Genomic DNA, 14,948 nt, shown 5'->3' with positions numbered 1-14,948 from the left:
GATGAGCGAACAGCGGCCCCTTCGCATCATTCACTGCTTCAGGTCCCCGGTCGGCGGCATCTTCCGCCACGTGCGCGATCTGGTGATTGAGCACAGCAAGGCCGGCCATGAAGTAGGCATTCTTTGCGACAGTTCGACCGGCGGAGAGCATGAGGACGCACTGTTCGACGACATCAGGCCTTATCTGGCGCTGGGGCTGACGCGTGTGCCGATCCGGCGCTCGATCAGCCCTTCGGATATCGGCGTGCTTTGGGACGCCTACAAGAAGATCAAAAGTTTGCGGCCGGATGTGCTGCACGGACACGGCGCCAAAGGCGGTGTGCTCGCGCGGCTAGCCGGCTCGGCCCTGCGGGTGAACAGGTATTGCGTAGCCCGCCTCTACACTGCCCATGGCGGAAGCCTGCATTATTCCCGCTCGTCGCTTTTGGGGCAGTTCGTGCTCCGCATGGAGCGGCTGCAGGAATATCTGACAGACGCCCTGGTGTTCATCTGCGAGTACGAGCGCGACACCTACACCAAGAGGGTCGGCCGCCCGCGGACGCAGACGCGGCTGATCTACAACGGGATCAGCGAGCGAGACTTCGAGCTCGTCCCGACCCGGTCCGACGCCGTCCACTTCATCTATGTTGGCATGTTGCGGGACCTTAAGGGTCCCGACCTTTTTGTGGACGCGTTTGCAAAGACCGAACGCCTGATCGGCCGGCCGCTCTCTGCTCTTATGATCGGCGACGGGCCGGATCGGGATCGCTACCGCGAAATGATGGTCGAGCGCGGCCTCGGCAAGCGTATCGGCATGCTGCCTGCGATGCGCGTGCAGCAGGCGTTCGCGATGTCGCAGAACCTCGTCGTACCCTCGCGGGCCGAAGCCATGCCCTATATCGTGCTTGAGGGGCTTGGCGCCGGCAAGACGATCATCGCGACCCGCGTCGGCGGCATTCCGGAAGCGCTCGGCAAGGATAGCGAGGCGCTGGTCGCCCCTGACAATGCCGACGACCTTGCACGGGTGATGGCCGATGCCATCCGCGTTCCCGAATGGCATGAGAAAACCATGCCTCCGATCGATGAGGTGCGGTCGGTCTTTTCTGCCACCGTCATGGCCAAGGATGTGTTGAAACTCTATCGCGAACTGCTTGAGCGCCGGGCCGCAAAGACAAGTAAAGCCACTTCGTAAAACGTTTCTTAGGGGCTTTCTGCTATTGCCGACTGGTGAAACAGCGGCGGTAGCCTCATGAACAAGGCAGAGAACAACGATCAATTTGATCTGGAAACCCTGCGCAAGCAAGTTTCCGACGTCAATCGACGCAGCGGCGGCACTGAGAAAACCACCTCGGAGCCGCTCAACGACTACGCGCGTCAGATCGCCGAGCAGTTCAGCGATGGAACACGCACGCCCGCGATCATGATCGGCCAGTTTCGCCTGATCGAGTTCTTGTCGCAGTTCGGCATCGGCCTCCTCTCCTTCCTGCTGTGGATGGATACCGAGGAAACGATCTCCATGCGCGCGGTCGCATCCATATGCGTCGGCGCCGCGCTGGTGCTCGCCCTGCAGACGGCTGATTGCTACACGATCCCGGCGCTACGCGCCCGCACGCGCCCGCTGCCGAAGGTGCTCCTGACATGGACGCTAGTCTTTGGTGCCATGGTCGCCATTGTCGCGATCGTTAGCCCTGTCGATGCGGCGCAGCTGCGGTCCTATCTCTCGTGGTTCATCCTCGGTGGCGTCTTCCTGCTCGCATCGCGCTTCCTGCTTGCCTACGGCATCCGCAACTGGGCGCGAAACGGCATCATGGAGCGTCGCGCGGTTCTCGTCGGCGGCGGCCAGCCGGCCAAGGATTTCATCCGTCTGCTCGAACAGCAGCCAGACAACGACATCCGCATCTGCGGCATATTCGATGACCGCGGCGACAAGCGGTCGCCGGCGATGGTCGCGGGCTATCCGAAGCTAGGGACGATCGGCGAGCTCGTCGAGTTCGCTCGCCTGACACGCATCGACATGCTGATCATCGCGCTGCCGCTCAGCGCCGAGGCGCGCATCCTGCAATTGTTGAAGAAGCTGTGGGTTCTGCCTGTCGATATCCGTCTCGCCGCGCATTCCAACCGGCTGCGCTTCCGTCCGCGCGCCTATTCGCATGTCGGCTCGGTGCCGATGCTCGATATCTTCAACAAGCCCATTCGCGACTGGGATTCGGTCGCCAAGCGCTGCTTCGACATCTTCTTCGCCGTGCTTGCGCTTCTCGTGCTCTGGCCGATCATGCTGGCGACAGCCATTGCCATCAAGGCGACGTCGCAGGGACCCGTCTTCTTCATGCAGAAGCGGCATGGCTTCAACAACGAGGTCATCAACGTCTTCAAGTTCCGCTCGATGTACACCAACATGAGCGACCCGACCGGAAAGGCGGCAGTCACCAAGGGCGACCCGCGCGTCACCCCCGTCGGCCGTTTCATCCGCAAGACGTCGATCGATGAACTGCCGCAGCTGTTCAACGTGCTTCTTGGCAATCTGTCGCTCGTCGGCCCGCGCCCGCATGCCGTGCTTGCACAGGCCCGCGACCGCGCCTTCGGCGATGTCGTCGAGGGCTATTTCGCGCGCCACCGCGTCAAGCCCGGCGTCACCGGCTGGGCGCAAATCAACGGCTGGCGCGGCGAAGTCGACAATGACGACAAGATCAAGTTCCGCACGGCCTACGATCTCTACTACATCGAGAACTGGTCGCTCTGGTTCGACCTGAAGATCCTGTTCCTCACGCCGTTTCGCCTGTTCAACACGGAAAACGCCTATTGAGCGCGATCGAGGCGACATACCCACGCGTCGCCCATCCACAACGGGCAACACTACGGCTGATCGGCTCGGCGGCCGTGACGGTCGGCGTGTTCCTGTCCGGCTTCGTCATCAGCGAGCCCGCCCCCTATGAACTCTGGATGGCCGGCCTAGTCGGGCTGTGGTTCATCCTCGGCCTCAGAATCTCCCGCTATACCGTTCCGCTTCTCGCCCTGCTGATCACCTTCAACGTCGGCGGCATGCTGTCGCTGACGCAAATGAAGGATCTCGCCGATGGTCCGATGTATGTGGCGGTCTCGACCTTCCTCGCACTGACGGCCGTCTTCTACGCCGCGATCATCGAGGATAGTCATCGCCGACTGCCGCTCATCTTCAATGCCTGGACATTCGCGGCCGTCATCACGTCTATGCTCGGCATTCTTGGCTATTTTCACGCCTTTCCGGGCTCCGAGGTCTTCACGCTTTACGACCGCGCCAAGGGTGCCTTTCAGGACCCCAACGTGTTCGGACCTTTCCTCGTGCCCCCTTCCCTCTATCTCGTGCACGGCATCCTGACGGGAAACCTGCGGGCCGCGCCGATCAAGGCTGCGGCGCTGCTAATCCTCGCGCTCGGTGTCTTCCTGTCGTTCTCGCGCGCGGCATGGGGATTGTTCCTGCTCACCATCATCCTCCTGATCTTCGTGATGCTGCTCAAGGAACGCAGCGGCGCCTTCCGGCTGCGCATTCTCGTTCTGTCGCTGGCCGCGATCCTGATGCTGGTCGCGTCGCTTGTCATCGCCTTGCAGTTTCCAAAGGTCAGCGACCTGTTCTCGACGCGCGCGCAGCTGGTGCAGCAATACGACGGCGAGCATCTCGGGCGCTTCGATCGCCACCGGATCGGCTTCACGATGATGATGGAGCGACCGCTCGGCATCGGGCCGATGGTGTTCGGCACCATCTTTCCCGAAGACGAGCACAACATCTGGCTGAAATCGCTGACGACCTACGGCTGGCTTGGCTTCGTCAGCTATGTCGGCATGCTCTTCTGGACCTTCTATCTCGGCTTCAAGAACCTGCTGAAGAACCGGCCTTGGCAGCCCTATCTGATGATCGCCTGGATCGGTGTTCTCGGCCACGCCGCGATCGGCAACGTCATCGACATCGACCACTGGCGCCATGTCTACCTCCTCTTCGGTGTCGTCTGGGGCTGCGCTGCGCTCGAGGCGCGGCATATGCGCGATCCAAACGCTCGCGACCGCCACTGAGCCCTTGCGAACCGCCACCGGCGCGCTAGTCTTTCCTTATGATCACAGCCATGCAGATACGCGCCGCCCGCGCCATGATGGGCATCTCCATAGAGCAACTGGCAACCGCATCCGGCCTGCCCGTCGCAACCCTCGAAACTCTTGAGCGCGACGAGACGCAAGGCGAGCCGCAGGCGCTGCTGGCGGTCAAGCAGGCGCTCGAAACGGGTGGCGTGTTGTTCATTGCCAGCGGCAATCATGACGAGGGTGGCCCAGGCGTCCGGCTGAAGGCGCGCACCGGCAGCGACGAGGGTATCCGTCCGGAAAACCTGAACTCCGCAAACGACGACTGAACGCTGGAACCAAAATCGAGGTTTCGCGTTATTCCCGCGCATTATCAAAATGTTGGGGGATGTTTCTTGAGAAACTCGAACGGTCTTTATGTTGTTATCGGCGCTCTGATTGTCGTCGTCGCCGGGCTTGGCGCCTATATCTATCACGAACAGACGAAGCCCAAGGGCGTCGAGATGAGCATCGGCCAGAACGGCGTGTCCATCGAGCAGAAATGACACTTGCAAGCGACTGGCGCGACGCGACCGCGCTCAGTTCTTGATATTGGCGGCGCGCTGGGAATACAGCGCGTCCTCAATGATGACACCGGCCGTAACCCTCATGAAATGATCCTCTGCAAGCTCCATCAGCAACAGCGCGACATCATGCTCCGGCCAACCGGCCTGAATAGCATTATCGATCAACTTCGAAATTGCCTCTGACATCCACTCACGAATAGATTGACTTCCAGCGATATCAATCATGAACAACCTCATGCATCTCCTGTATATCCATGCCACAAATCGGCGCGATATTCGAGACGACCATAGGTTTACCAGCTGATTTATTCTCAGCGTCGGCTTAATCCAATTTAATACTGGATATCCACGTCAAATGTTGTTGACAGATATCGAATCAAGAATTCGCGTTGCGCCGCGACGCGGCTGCCAAATCCAGTTATTCATCAGAGTTTTGATTGTGATCTCGGCTCCTGGGGGCTGCCGAAAATCTGATTAAATGGTCGGGGCGACAGGACTTGAACCTGCGACCCCTTGACCCCCAGTCAAGTGCGCTACCGGGCTGCGCTACGCCCCGACCTGCCTTTACGGCCTGATCCTGTTAGTCTTTTGGGATTTTCGGCGCAAGCGAAAAATCGACATCACTCAGAAATTCACCAGTTCTTTTCGGCAGACCGCGTGCGACGAAGCTCTCCGCCGCCGTAAAGAGCTTGCCCTGCCGCGCTCATCTGACTATTGGGACGTCAGATTGCTCAGGGAGACATAGCATGGAAATCGAGATCCCCTGCCCGAAGTGCAGGAACACCAGAATGAAGTTCGAACGCCCGCAGCCGCTGGATAGCGACATGCTGACGTGCTTCACCTGCGGCCACGAGCTCGGAACGCTCGGTTCCGTCAAGGCGAAGATGATGGCTGCGTTTGAGCGGATGCAGAAGCAAGGCCTGCCGCGCAAGCAGTGAGCGCTAGCCGCGCGTAAAGCCGATACGCCCGTCTTCGGCGATCGCAACACCGCAGCCGAGATAATCGGCGATCGACATATGCGGGGTCTCAAAGGGCGTGGCGTGGGTTTGGGTCAGAACGACCACATCCGCGCCCGCCGCCTCGCCCGCGAGAATGCCGGCGACCGCGTCCTCGAACACGAGGCACTTGGCCGGATCGACGCCGAGGCGTTCGGCGCCAAGGCGATAGCCCTCCGGACTTGGCTTTCCGGATGAAACCTCTTCACCCGTCACGATCACTTTCGGCATCGGGATGCCGGCTGCGGCCATTCGGAGCTTGAAAAGCTCTGTCGGCGCCGATGTGACGACGGCCCAGCGCTCCGGCGGCAGGCTGTTCAGAAATTTTACGGCGCCCGGGATCTCGATGATCCCGTTCACATCCTCAAGTTCTTCCTGCAGCAGCAATTTTGCTTCGTGCTCGGGATCGACACCCGGCAGCGACAGGCCACAGATCACGTCGCTGGCGCGAACACCGTGAATGGTCTTCAGGAAAACCTCGGGCTCAAATCCATGGCGCACCGCCCAGCCGGTCCAGACGCGCTCGACCACGGCGATGGAATTGAGCAGCGTTCCGTCCATGTCGAAGAGGAAGGCGTCATACATTTTTGTGGGAACCGGCACGCTAAGCTCCTGGCTGGCAATGTGGTATCATCCCGGACGGCTTGACGCCGGCCTTAGCGGACTTGGTCGAGAAGGCGCTTGCATTCCAGGAGATCATAGAGCGCCTCCTGCAACAGCGCCCGATCTTCCTTGCCGACGCTCGATTTGCCGAGCGACACCTCGGCCGCCTCGTCGTCGCCACCGCCGAAGTTGAAGAAGCGGCGGGAAGCGGGCGCCTTGGCGCGTCCGACCAGCTGATCTTCCTCGGACATGCCGACCCTGGGTTCGCCGGCTTCGCCTTCGCTCTGCCCTGTCAGCGCTTGGACGCTCGCAAGATCGCCATGGCCGATGGCGATGACGAACTTGTTGCCATTGGTCTTCAGGAGCTTCTGCACACCCTTGATGGTGTAGCCGTGATCATAGAGCAGGTGCCGGATGCCCTTCAGCAGATCCACGTCTTCCGGCCGGTAGTATCGCCTGCCACCGCCGCGCTTCATCGGCTTGATCTGCGGGAAGCGGGTCTCCCAGAAGCGCAGCACGTGCTGCGGAAGATCGAGGTCATCCGCTACTTCGCTGATGGTGCGAAAAGCATCCGGGCTCTTATCCAAGGTTCTCACTCCCTACGCGATTTTCAGCACGCGATCTTCAGCGCGTCGCGCTTACCGTTTATCGGCAAGGCGAAGGGGCTCGCACCTGACATGTCCGAGCCGCGACTCATCATATTTCAACGGTTTGCTTGCGTTAATTCAAGTCACGTCTCGAATTCGCACAGAAAACGTTGCGGAAAATTCACGGGAAGCGTCGATCGGCCTCGTGGGGCGACGATATCGGAAAGCGATCAGGCGGCCGGATTGGCCGGCTTGGTCTTGACCTTGCGCAGGGTGTGCGCCTTCAGGATGCGGGTCTTCAAGACGTTCGATGCCTTGAAAGTCATCACGCGGCGCGGAGAGATCGGCACTTCTTCGCCGGTCTTCGGGTTGCGGCCGATGCGCTCGTTCTTGTCGCGGACCTGGAAGGTCGCGAAGGAGGAAAGCTTGACCGTCTCACCGCGAACGATGGCGTTGCAGATCTCGTCGATCACAGTCTCCACGAGCTCCGCCGATTCCGTGCGGGACAGACCGACTTTGCGAAAAACGGATTCCGCCAAGTCTGCGCGCGTGACTGTTTTGCCGGTCATCTTTTTCCCTGCCCATCGGTTTTGTTTTGTGAGGACGAGCAAAGAGTATTTGTCTTGCGCCTTACGGTCAAGCCCTTGTTCGTTGTCAGCTTTTTGGGTTTTTAGGCCGTTACCAGCGCAGCAGGACAGCACCCCAGGTGAAGCCGCCGCCCATCGCCTCGAGCATGACGAGATCGCCCTTCTTGATACGTCCGTCGCCGGCTGCAACCGCGAGCGCGAGCGGGATCGAAGCCGCCGACGTGTTGCCGTGCAGGTCGACAGTGACGACAACCTTTTCAGGCGCGATGTTCAGCTTCTTGGCGGAGCCATCGATGATGCGACGATTTGCCTGATGCGGCACCAGCCAATCGAGATCGTCCGAGGTGGTGCCGGTGCTGTCGAAGGCTGCCTGGATGACGTCGGTGATCATGCCGACCGCATATTTGAAGACTTCGCGGCCTTCCATGCGCAGCTTGCCGACGGTGCCGGTGGTCGATGGTCCACCATCGACGAAGAGCTTTTCCTTGTGCGAGCCGTCTGAACGCAGATGCGCGGTGAGAACGCCACGGTCATCAGTGGTCCCCTCGCCTTCGGCTGCTTCAAGCACGATCGCGCCTGCGCCATCGCCGAAGAGCACGCACGTCGTGCGGTCATTCCAGTCGAGGATGCGCGAGAAGGTTTCGGCGCCGATGACGAGCACGCGCTTGGCGAGGCCGCCACGGATGTAGGCGTCGGCGGTGGTGACCGCGTAGACGAAACCGGTGCAAACCGCCTGCACGTCGAAGGCAAAGCCGTGGCTCATGCCGAGACGGTTCTGGATGCTGACGGCGGTTGCCGGGAAGGTGTTGTCCGGCGTCGATGTCGCGCAGATGATCATGTCGATGTCATCGGGCGTCATGCCGGCCTTTTCGAGCGCGGCCAGAGCCGCCGCCGCGCCGAGCGAGGACGTCGTCTCATCTTCTCCGGCGAGATAACGCTGGCGAATGCCCGTGCGCTGGACAATCCATTCGTCGGAGGTGTCCACGACATCTTCCATGTCGCGATTGGTCATAACGCGTTTCGGAAGCGCGGATCCGAAACCGCGAACCACTGAACGGATCATATTCTTCAAATCCCGTCGCTCATGCCGCTTCCGGCCCGATAGGGGGCAGCCGCTTGGCATGATACTTTTGCAAATCGTTTTCTATTTTCTGATTGAGGCCATTCTTGGCCATGTCGTAGCCGACCTCGATCGCAGATGCGATCCCTTCGGCATTGGCGCCGCCGTGGCTCTTGATGACCACGCCGTTGAGGCCGAGAAACACGCCGCCATTGACCTTGCTCGGGTCCATCTTCTCGCGCAGCATGTCGAAAGCGCTCTTGGCGAAGATATAGCCGATCTTGGCAAGCAGGGTGCGCGACATCGCGGCTTTCAGGTACTCGCCGATCTGGCGAGCCGTGCCTTCTGCGGCCTTCAGCGCGATGTTGCCGGCGAAGCCTTCGGTGACCACGACATCGACGGTTCCCTTGCCGATGTCATTGCCCTCGACGAAACCGAAATAGTCGAGCGAGTCGATATTGGCCTCGCGCAGCAGGCGTCCGGCTTCCTTGACCTCTTCCTGGCCCTTGATCTCTTCGACACCCACATTGAGCAGGCCGATCGTCGGACGGTCGATCTCGAACAGCGCGCGCGCCATGGCGCCGCCCATCAGCGCAAAATCCATCAGCTGCTGGCTATCGGCGCCGATCGTCGCGCCGACATCGAGCACGATGCTTTCGCCGCGCATGGTCGGCCAAATCGCCGCGATCGCCGGGCGCTCGATATTGGCCATCGTGCGCAGACAGAACTTGGCCATCGCCATCAGCGCGCCGGTATTGCCGGCGGAAACCGCGACGTCGGCGTCCTTGGTCTTCACGGCCTCGAGCGAACGCCACATGGAGGAGACATAGCGGCCGCGGCGCAATGCCTGGCTCGGCTTCTCGTCCATGCGCACGGCAAGTTCGCAATCGTGGAGAACGGATTTCTCCTTCAGCTTCGGAAACTGGTCGAGGATTGGCTCGCACTGTTCCTTCAAGCCATACATCACGAACGAAATGTCCGGATGCCGTTCCAGCGCCTTTGCGGCACCGGGGATGACTACCTGGGGACCAAAGTCGCCACCCATGAGGTCGAGAGAAATTCTGATCACGCGTCCCTGATCCTTTTTTTTCGTCCCAGGAGGGCGAAATTTTGGCCAAAATACCGGTTTTACCGTCGCTGACAACTGAATTATGTCAAACCGCGAGCGGCTTTCAGTCCTTTTTCCAGTCTTTCAGAACAGCAAAGGCGGAAGGCTTCTTATCGTTCTCTCCGGTGTCTTCTATGTGACCATCGAAGGCAACGCCCTCTTTGCGGGGATACGGATCGATCGCCATGGCGGCGAATTCGGTGGCCACTTCGCCGGCGTCGATCGTATCGCCGACAAAGCTTTCCGGCAGATCGGGACCATCGGGGTCCAGCATCATCTCGCCGGTATCGTTGGCCGGGCGGCGCGCAAGCTTGGAGTTCTCGGGAACGAAGATTTGCTCGAAGGGCTCATCGATCTTCGACGGCACCGGTTCCAGCGTGACGACGCAGCTCTGGACGATGCTCGCCCGCACCCTGCCCTTCACGCGGATGCCATCCTTCTTCCATCGCGCGATCTGCAGATCGGCGCGGAAATCGTCGACGGCGATCACATCCCAGGTTTCGGCGAGCGCCTGCAACTCGTTCTTGTCGGCTTCCAGATGGACGTCGACCGGGTTGGCCGAGACGTTACCGACCTTGACCAAGTAGGAGAAAGGCGTGTCTTCGTTTGAATTCTTCATCATTGTCTCCTCACGCGACGGCCGGCAGCGTTGCCGAGCCGGTCGCGATCGTATCTTCGGACTGTGCCGACAGGTGTTTTTCAGCGGAAAACATCCAATCGGCAAGCGCGCGCATATCGACCGGATCTGTTTCCTTCGGATGAATGTTGCGGCCAAGCGCCACGGCGAGAGCCTCGGCGTCGCCAGTATCCATCGCCTTGGAATAGGCTTCGAGCCGGCCGTAGAACATGCCGGCGAGTTTCTTCATGCGCTTGGGGACGGTGTTGTCGCCGATGCCGAGTTCGCGGATCGAATAATCGATATCCTGGAAGAATGCATCCACGATTTCCTGCGCGATTTCCTGGCCACTCGTCTCGGATGCACGCGTGCGGCGAAAAAACAGGATCATGACAGCCGATAGCATTTCGAAGCGACCCATGACCGTATCCGGCACGCCGAGTCTCTCGTAAAGAGCAGGCATGCGGGCGGCCGATGTCAGCGCCTCATATTGTCGGTCGACGATCGCCTGGTTGTTGTTTTTCTTGCCGAAGAGCCCGAATATCATTGTTTTTTCCGGAAAGGCCTCGTTCTTGGCGCCAACCTGCGTCCGGCCTTGTTGCATGATTTCGAAAGCTGGTTTACCGAAGCATGCGCGAATTGCAATGGCGAAGGTGGCCACTTTCGGGACAGCGCTTCGACGATGGCCACTCGGCAGATGGCTCACGTCCGACCCCGGAAAGGCCACAATGGTTTTGCATCAGCGTAACATTGCATGGCCGATGGCTGGTATCGATACGTTAAGGGAGTAGATGTCGTTGAAGAAACGGTATTTCAAGTCTGACAAGAAATTCCTCAGCAATGCCGCCATTGCCATCATGATCGCCTCCGCCGGATTGACCGGCTGCCAAACGGGTACGGTTCTCAACGGCGGCTACGTCGCCGACGAGCAGTCGCTCAACCTGGTTCCCGAGGGTTCGAGCCGCGAGCAGGTTCTGCTGTCGCTGGGCACGCCCTCGACGACCGCCACCTTCGATGGCGAAGTCTTCTATTACATCTCACAGCGCCGCGAGCGCTCCATGGCGTTCCAGAAGTTGAAGGTCGTGGACCAGAGCGTTCTCGCCATCTACTTCGACAAGGACGGCGTCGTAGTCCGCCGCGCCAACTACACGCTCAAGGACGGCAAGCCGTTCGACACGATCACGCGCGTTACGCCGACTGGTGGTAAGGATCTTACCTTCCTGCAGCAGCTGCTTTCTGGCGGCAGCGCCGCGAACATGGCCAAGGGCCTGTTCGGCGCCGGCGATCGTCCCTCGCCGCAGAACCCGGCCAGCTTGCGCTAAGCGCCAAGTCATTCGCCCACACAAAACCCGCCGGATCGCTCCGGCGGGTTTTTCATTGGTTATCGATCTAAGGCCGATCAGCCCGCAAGGATGGCAAGCAACAGCAGCGCCACGATATTGGTGATCTTGATCGCCGGATTGACGGCGGGACCCGCAGTATCCTTGTAGGGATCGCCGACGGTGTCACCGGTTACGGATGCCTTGTGGGCTTCCGAACCCTTCATGTGGCGCGTGCCGTCCTTGTCGACGAAACCGTCTTCGAAGGACTTCTTGGCGTTGTCCCATGCGCCGCCGCCCGAGGTCATCGAGATCGCCACGAACAAGCCGTTGATGATGACGCCCAGCAGCGATGCGCCAAGGGCTGCGAAAGCCGAGGCCTTGGAGCCGGAGATCAACAGCACGCCGAAATAGACGACGATGGGCGCTAGGACGGGCAGAAGCGACGGAATGATCATTTCGCGAATGGCGGCCTTGGTCAGAAGGTCGACCGCTTTGCCGTAATCCGGCTTCTCGGTTCCCTGCATGATGCCGGGCTTTTCGCGGAACTGCTTGCGCACTTCCTCGACGATCGATCCAGCCGCACGTCCGACGGCCGTCATGGCGATGCCGCCGAAGAGATAAGGGATGAGGCCGCCGAAGAGCAGTCCGGCGACGACATAGGGATTGGAGAGATCAAACGAGATCGCGCCGATATTGGCGAAGTACGGATACTGATCACCATGCGAGGCGAAATATTGCAGGTCGTTCGAATAGGCCGCGAAGAGCACGAGGGCGCCGAGACCGGCCGAGCCGATCGCGTAGCCCTTGGTGACGGCCTTGGTGGTGTTGCCAACCGCATCGAGCGCGTCCGTGGACTTGCGAACCTCCGGCGGCAGGTGCGCCATTTCGGCGATGCCACCGGCGTTGTCGGTGACAGGACCGAAAGCGTCGAGCGCCACGATCATGCCGGCAAGGCCGAGCATGGCGGTGACGGCGATGCCGGTGCCGAACAGACCGCCCAGCTGGAAGGTCGCCAGGATGCCGCCGACGATGACGATCGCCGGAAGTGCTGTCGATTCCAGCGATACGGCAAGCCCCTGGATGACGTTGGTGCCATGTCCCGTGACCGATGCCTGGGCGATCGAATTGACCGGGCGCTTGTTGGTGCCGGTGTAGTATTCGGTGATGACGACGATCAGCGCTGTGACGATGAGGCCGACGATACCGCAGATGAAGAGGTTCATGCCGGTAACGTCATGACCAGCGACCGCGCCGATCGGACCCCAACCGACTGTCAGCGACGTTGCAGCACCAAGACCCAGGATCGACAGCAGGCCGGTGACGATGAGCCCCTTATAGAGGGCGCCCATGATCGAGCCGTTGCTGCCGAGCTTCACGAAGAAGGTACCGATGATCGAGGTGATGATGCAGGCGCCGCAAATCGCCAGCGGATAGATCATCGCCGACGCAAGAACCGGCGTGCCGCCGAAGAAGATCGCGGCGAGAACCATCGTCGCGACGACGGAGACGGCATAGGTTTCGAAAAGGTCGGCCGCCATGCCGGCGCAATCGCCGACATTGTCGCCGACGTTATCGGCGATGGTCGCGGGGTTGCGTGGATCATCTTCCGGGATACCGGCTTCGACCTTGCCGACGAGGTCACCGCCGACATCGGCGCCCTTGGTGAAGATGCCGCCGCCGAGACGGGCGAAGATCGAAATCAGCGATGCGCCGAAGCCGAGGGCTACCAGGGAATCGATGACTTCACGCGAGGCAGGATCGTGGCCGAGCACGCCGGTGAGGATCAGATAGTAGATGGAGACGCCAAGCAGCGCCAGGCCCGCAACCAGCATGCCGGTGATGGCGCCCGACTTGAAGGCGATGCCGAGACCGGCGGCAAGGCTATGCGAGGCGGCCTGCGCGGTGCGCACGTTGGCGCGAACCGAAACGTGCATGCCGATGAAGCCCGCGGCACCCGAAAGCACGGCCCCCACCAGAAAGCCGATCGCGGCCGTGGCGGAGAGCAGCAGCCAGGCGGCGATGAAGACGACGACGCCGACAATGGCGATTGCCGTATACTGGCGCGTCAGATAGGCCTGCGCGCCTTCGCGAATATATCCTGCAATTTCCTGCATGCGGGCGTTCCCCTGATCGGCTGATAGCACCGACCGGATTGCCCAGATGGCATAGACCACCGAAAGCAAGCCGCACGCTATTACGCATAAAAGAATCGTCATTTCGCTCTTTCCTCCAAAAGAGCCGGAGCTCACTCCCTCTCCGGCTGCGAACACGCCGTCCTCATTTCCTCCCACAGAAATGCTGCAACGCCGAGTGGAGATTGCGGGGAGGAAAACGGGACGTCAAGCCCGCAAGGGCTGAAAACCCTTACGGAGCAATGGGAAAGAGGAGATTAGCCGAACGGAGGAAGGGGCTGTTTCTTGCGCGCGAAACGCTACTTTTTCTGCTCGCCGCGAACTTGCTTGGCGATGCGGTCGAGAACAGCGTTGACGAGCTTGGGCTCATCATCGCTGAAGAACGCCTGAGCGATCTCGACATATTCGGTGACGATGACCGCCACCGGTACGTCCTTGCGGTCGAGAAGCTCGAAAACGCCGGCGCGAAGAATGGCACGAACGGTGCTGTCGAGGCGCGACAGCGCCCAATCGTCCTGCAACGCCGAGGCGACCAGCGGATCGAGGCGCTTCTGTTCGCGCACGACGCCGGAGACGATCGAACGGAACCACGAAGGATCAGCCTTCAGGTAGGTCTCGCCATCCAGTTCCTGGCCGAGACGATGGGCTTCGTATTCGGCGACGATTTCCAGAACGCCGGTGCCGCCGATATCCATCTGATAGAGCGCCTGAACGGCGGCGAGACGCGCGGCGCCACGCTGGTTCGCTGCCTTGACCGGACGCTCTACGTTTTCGTTGCTCATGCCTTATGCACCCAGCTTTTTCTTCAGCTCGATCATGGTGAGAGCTGCGCGAGCGGCAAAGCCACCCTTGTCCTTATCCGAACGGCGTACGCGCGACCAAGCCTGCTCGTCGTTTTCGACCGTCAGGATGCCATTGCCGATGGCAATGGATTCGCTGACAGACAGGTCCATCAGAGCGCGCGAGGATTCGTTCGATACGATATCGAAGTGGTAGGTCTCGCCGCGGATGACCATGCCGAGCGCGACGTAGCCGTCGTAGTTCGTGCCGTCATTATCCGCTCCATCGAGAGCCATTGCAATCGCAGCCGGAATTTCCAGCGCGCCGGGAACGGTGACGACGTCATAGGTCGCGCCGGCTTCGGTCAATGCGAAGGTTGCGCCTTCCAGGAGAGCATCAGCCATGTCGTCGTAGAAACGTGCTTCAACGATCAAGATATGAGGAGCGGTTTCTCGCGCCATGGGTCACCTTCATTTCCTAGAGGATTTGCCGTTCGACAGGCGGCGGTCAAAACATGCCTTCGGCAGAATGGCAAGCAAATTCGGCTCATGGCTGCGGTGCAAAAT

18 protein-coding genes and 1 tRNA gene are annotated in these 14,948 nt (G+C 60.4%); 7 read left to right on the top strand and 12 right to left on the bottom strand.

The genetic code is table 11. The features are described from left to right. Nucleotide 1: 1 nt before the first annotated feature. The 5 genes from QTL96_RS24140 (at nucleotide 2) to QTL96_RS24120 (ending at nucleotide 4,571) form a co-directional block, all read left to right on the top strand. Nucleotides 2-1,171, top strand: a complete 1,170-nt coding sequence (locus QTL96_RS24140; protein ID WP_289729492.1) for a glycosyltransferase family 4 protein — start codon at nucleotides 2-4, stop codon at nucleotides 1,169-1,171. Nucleotides 1,172-1,228: 57 nt separating this feature from the next. Beyond that, nucleotides 1,229-2,782 (top strand): undecaprenyl-phosphate glucose phosphotransferase, encoded by a 1,554-nt coding sequence (locus QTL96_RS24135; protein ID WP_289729491.1) that lies wholly within the window; start codon nucleotides 1,229-1,231, stop codon nucleotides 2,780-2,782. Then, complete coding sequence (locus QTL96_RS24130; RefSeq protein ID WP_289729490.1) at nucleotides 2,779-4,023, top strand: O-antigen ligase family protein; 1,245 nt, start codon at nucleotides 2,779-2,781, stop codon at nucleotides 4,021-4,023. The genes QTL96_RS24135 and QTL96_RS24130 overlap by 4 nt, the downstream gene beginning before the upstream one ends. Before the next feature lie 38 nt (nucleotides 4,024-4,061). Next, nucleotides 4,062-4,355 (top strand): helix-turn-helix transcriptional regulator, encoded by a 294-nt coding sequence (locus QTL96_RS24125; protein WP_047513165.1) that lies wholly within the window; start codon nucleotides 4,062-4,064, stop codon nucleotides 4,353-4,355. Nucleotides 4,356-4,421: 66 nt separating this feature from the next. Then, nucleotides 4,422-4,571: a hypothetical protein gene (locus QTL96_RS24120; RefSeq protein WP_018898672.1), complete on the top strand. Its 150-nt coding sequence runs from the start codon at nucleotides 4,422-4,424 to the stop codon at nucleotides 4,569-4,571. 33 nt (nucleotides 4,572-4,604) lie between these two features. On the opposite strand, the gene QTL96_RS24115 is transcribed toward QTL96_RS24120, so the two are convergent. Both QTL96_RS24115 and QTL96_RS24110 read right to left on the bottom strand, forming a co-directional pair. Continuing rightward, on the bottom strand, nucleotides 4,605-4,817 hold the full coding sequence (locus QTL96_RS24115) for a hypothetical protein (protein WP_289729489.1): 213 nt from the start codon (nucleotides 4,815-4,817) through the stop codon (nucleotides 4,605-4,607). A 254-nt stretch (nucleotides 4,818-5,071) separates the two neighbouring features. Then, nucleotides 5,072-5,148: transfer RNA gene (locus tag QTL96_RS24110), tRNA-Pro, on the bottom strand. A gap of 232 nt (nucleotides 5,149-5,380) precedes the next feature. Between QTL96_RS24110 and QTL96_RS24105 the strand changes: the two genes are divergently transcribed. After that, on the top strand, nucleotides 5,381-5,530 hold the full coding sequence (locus QTL96_RS24105; protein WP_018898674.1) for a hypothetical protein: 150 nt from the start codon (nucleotides 5,381-5,383) through the stop codon (nucleotides 5,528-5,530). Nucleotides 5,531-5,533: 3 nt separating this feature from the next. Here the strand turns inward: QTL96_RS24105 and QTL96_RS24100 are convergent, their stop codons facing one another. The 7 genes from QTL96_RS24100 to QTL96_RS24070 all read right to left on the bottom strand — a co-directional run bounded on the left by QTL96_RS24100 (nucleotide 5,534) and on the right by QTL96_RS24070 (nucleotide 10,752). Further along, nucleotides 5,534-6,172 carry an HAD family hydrolase gene (locus QTL96_RS24100; RefSeq protein ID WP_289729507.1) on the bottom strand — a complete coding sequence of 213 codons (639 nt, stop codon included), beginning with the start codon at nucleotides 6,170-6,172 and terminating at the stop codon, nucleotides 5,534-5,536. 71 nt (nucleotides 6,173-6,243) lie between these two features. Continuing rightward, complete coding sequence (locus QTL96_RS24095) at nucleotides 6,244-6,777, bottom strand: MerR family transcriptional regulator (protein ID WP_018898676.1); 534 nt, start codon at nucleotides 6,775-6,777, stop codon at nucleotides 6,244-6,246. Between the two features lie 230 nt (nucleotides 6,778-7,007). After that, nucleotides 7,008-7,346, bottom strand: coding sequence for an integration host factor subunit alpha (locus tag QTL96_RS24090; protein ID WP_018898677.1), 339 nt, complete (start codon nucleotides 7,344-7,346; stop codon nucleotides 7,008-7,010). A gap of 109 nt (nucleotides 7,347-7,455) precedes the next feature. Then, complete coding sequence (locus tag QTL96_RS24085; protein ID WP_047513177.1) at nucleotides 7,456-8,427, bottom strand: beta-ketoacyl-ACP synthase III; 972 nt, start codon at nucleotides 8,425-8,427, stop codon at nucleotides 7,456-7,458. Nucleotides 8,428-8,446: 19 nt separating this feature from the next. After that, entirely contained in the window at nucleotides 8,447-9,493 is a 1,047-nt protein-coding gene (gene plsX / locus QTL96_RS24080; protein WP_026283034.1) for a phosphate acyltransferase PlsX, read from the bottom strand. A 103-nt stretch (nucleotides 9,494-9,596) separates the two neighbouring features. Further along, the gene (locus tag QTL96_RS24075; protein ID WP_289729488.1) at nucleotides 9,597-10,151 is read right to left on the bottom strand and encodes a DUF177 domain-containing protein; all 555 of its coding nucleotides are present in this window, start codon (nucleotides 10,149-10,151) and stop codon (nucleotides 9,597-9,599) included. A 10-nt stretch (nucleotides 10,152-10,161) separates the two neighbouring features. Next, nucleotides 10,162-10,752, bottom strand: coding sequence for a ubiquinol-cytochrome C chaperone family protein (locus QTL96_RS24070; protein ID WP_289729487.1), 591 nt, complete (start codon nucleotides 10,750-10,752; stop codon nucleotides 10,162-10,164). A gap of 187 nt (nucleotides 10,753-10,939) precedes the next feature. Between QTL96_RS24070 and QTL96_RS24065 the strand changes: the two genes are divergently transcribed. Then, entirely contained in the window at nucleotides 10,940-11,470 is a 531-nt protein-coding gene (locus tag QTL96_RS24065; RefSeq protein WP_111561165.1) for an outer membrane protein assembly factor BamE, read from the top strand. 77 nt (nucleotides 11,471-11,547) lie between these two features. Here QTL96_RS24065 and QTL96_RS24060 read toward each other — a convergent pair whose 3' ends face one another. The 3 genes from QTL96_RS24060 to ribH form a co-directional block, all read right to left on the bottom strand. Next, a complete protein-coding gene (locus QTL96_RS24060) occupies nucleotides 11,548-13,686 on the bottom strand; it encodes a sodium-translocating pyrophosphatase (RefSeq protein ID WP_289729486.1) in 2,139 nt (712 codons plus the stop codon). A 215-nt stretch (nucleotides 13,687-13,901) separates the two neighbouring features. Beyond that, nucleotides 13,902-14,384 (bottom strand): transcription antitermination factor NusB, encoded by a 483-nt coding sequence (nusB, locus tag QTL96_RS24055; RefSeq protein ID WP_289729485.1) that lies wholly within the window; start codon nucleotides 14,382-14,384, stop codon nucleotides 13,902-13,904. A 3-nt stretch (nucleotides 14,385-14,387) separates the two neighbouring features. Beyond that, nucleotides 14,388-14,843 (bottom strand): 6,7-dimethyl-8-ribityllumazine synthase, encoded by a 456-nt coding sequence (ribH, locus tag QTL96_RS24050; protein ID WP_018898685.1) that lies wholly within the window; start codon nucleotides 14,841-14,843, stop codon nucleotides 14,388-14,390. Between the last annotated feature and the right edge of the window lie 105 nt (nucleotides 14,844-14,948).

This window comes from Rhizobium sp. S163 (assembly GCF_030380805.1).
Lineage (GTDB): Bacteria > Pseudomonadota > Alphaproteobacteria > Rhizobiales > Rhizobiaceae > Rhizobium.
The sequence above is the reverse complement of the archived record's forward strand: the minus strand, read 5'-3'. Positions and strand labels throughout refer to the sequence as shown.

Excerpts from the sequence above, each read along its gene's own strand:
- QTL96_RS24140 (WP_289729492.1), top strand. The coding sequence starts at position 2 with ATGAGCGAACAGCGGCCCCTTCGCATCATTCACTGCTTCAGGTCCCCG.
- QTL96_RS24135 (WP_289729491.1), top strand. The coding sequence starts at position 1,229 with ATGAACAAGGCAGAGAACAACGATCAATTTGATCTGGAAACCCTGCGC.
- QTL96_RS24125 (WP_047513165.1), top strand. The coding sequence starts at position 4,062 with ATGATCACAGCCATGCAGATACGCGCCGCCCGCGCCATGATGGGCATC.
- QTL96_RS24115 (WP_289729489.1), bottom strand. The coding sequence starts at position 4,817 with ATGATTGATATCGCTGGAAGTCAATCTATTCGTGAGTGGATGTCAGAG.
- QTL96_RS24105 (WP_018898674.1), top strand. The coding sequence starts at position 5,381 with ATGAAGTTCGAACGCCCGCAGCCGCTGGATAGCGACATGCTGACGTGC.
- QTL96_RS24100 (WP_289729507.1), bottom strand. The coding sequence starts at position 6,172 with ATGTATGACGCCTTCCTCTTCGACATGGACGGAACGCTGCTCAATTCC.
- QTL96_RS24090 (WP_018898677.1), bottom strand. The coding sequence starts at position 7,346 with ATGACCGGCAAAACAGTCACGCGCGCAGACTTGGCGGAATCCGTTTTT.
- QTL96_RS24085 (WP_047513177.1), bottom strand. The coding sequence starts at position 8,427 with ATGATCCGTTCAGTGGTTCGCGGTTTCGGATCCGCGCTTCCGAAACGC.
- QTL96_RS24075 (WP_289729488.1), bottom strand. The coding sequence starts at position 10,151 with ATGAAGAATTCAAACGAAGACACGCCTTTCTCCTACTTGGTCAAGGTC.
- QTL96_RS24070 (WP_289729487.1), bottom strand. The coding sequence starts at position 10,752 with ATGCAACAAGGCCGGACGCAGGTTGGCGCCAAGAACGAGGCCTTTCCG.
- QTL96_RS24065 (WP_111561165.1), top strand. The coding sequence starts at position 10,940 with ATGTCGTTGAAGAAACGGTATTTCAAGTCTGACAAGAAATTCCTCAGC.
- QTL96_RS24060 (WP_289729486.1), bottom strand. The coding sequence starts at position 13,686 with ATGACGATTCTTTTATGCGTAATAGCGTGCGGCTTGCTTTCGGTGGTC.
- nusB (WP_289729485.1), bottom strand. The coding sequence starts at position 14,384 with ATGAGCAACGAAAACGTAGAGCGTCCGGTCAAGGCAGCGAACCAGCGT.
- ribH (WP_018898685.1), bottom strand. The coding sequence starts at position 14,843 with ATGGCGCGAGAAACCGCTCCTCATATCTTGATCGTTGAAGCACGTTTC.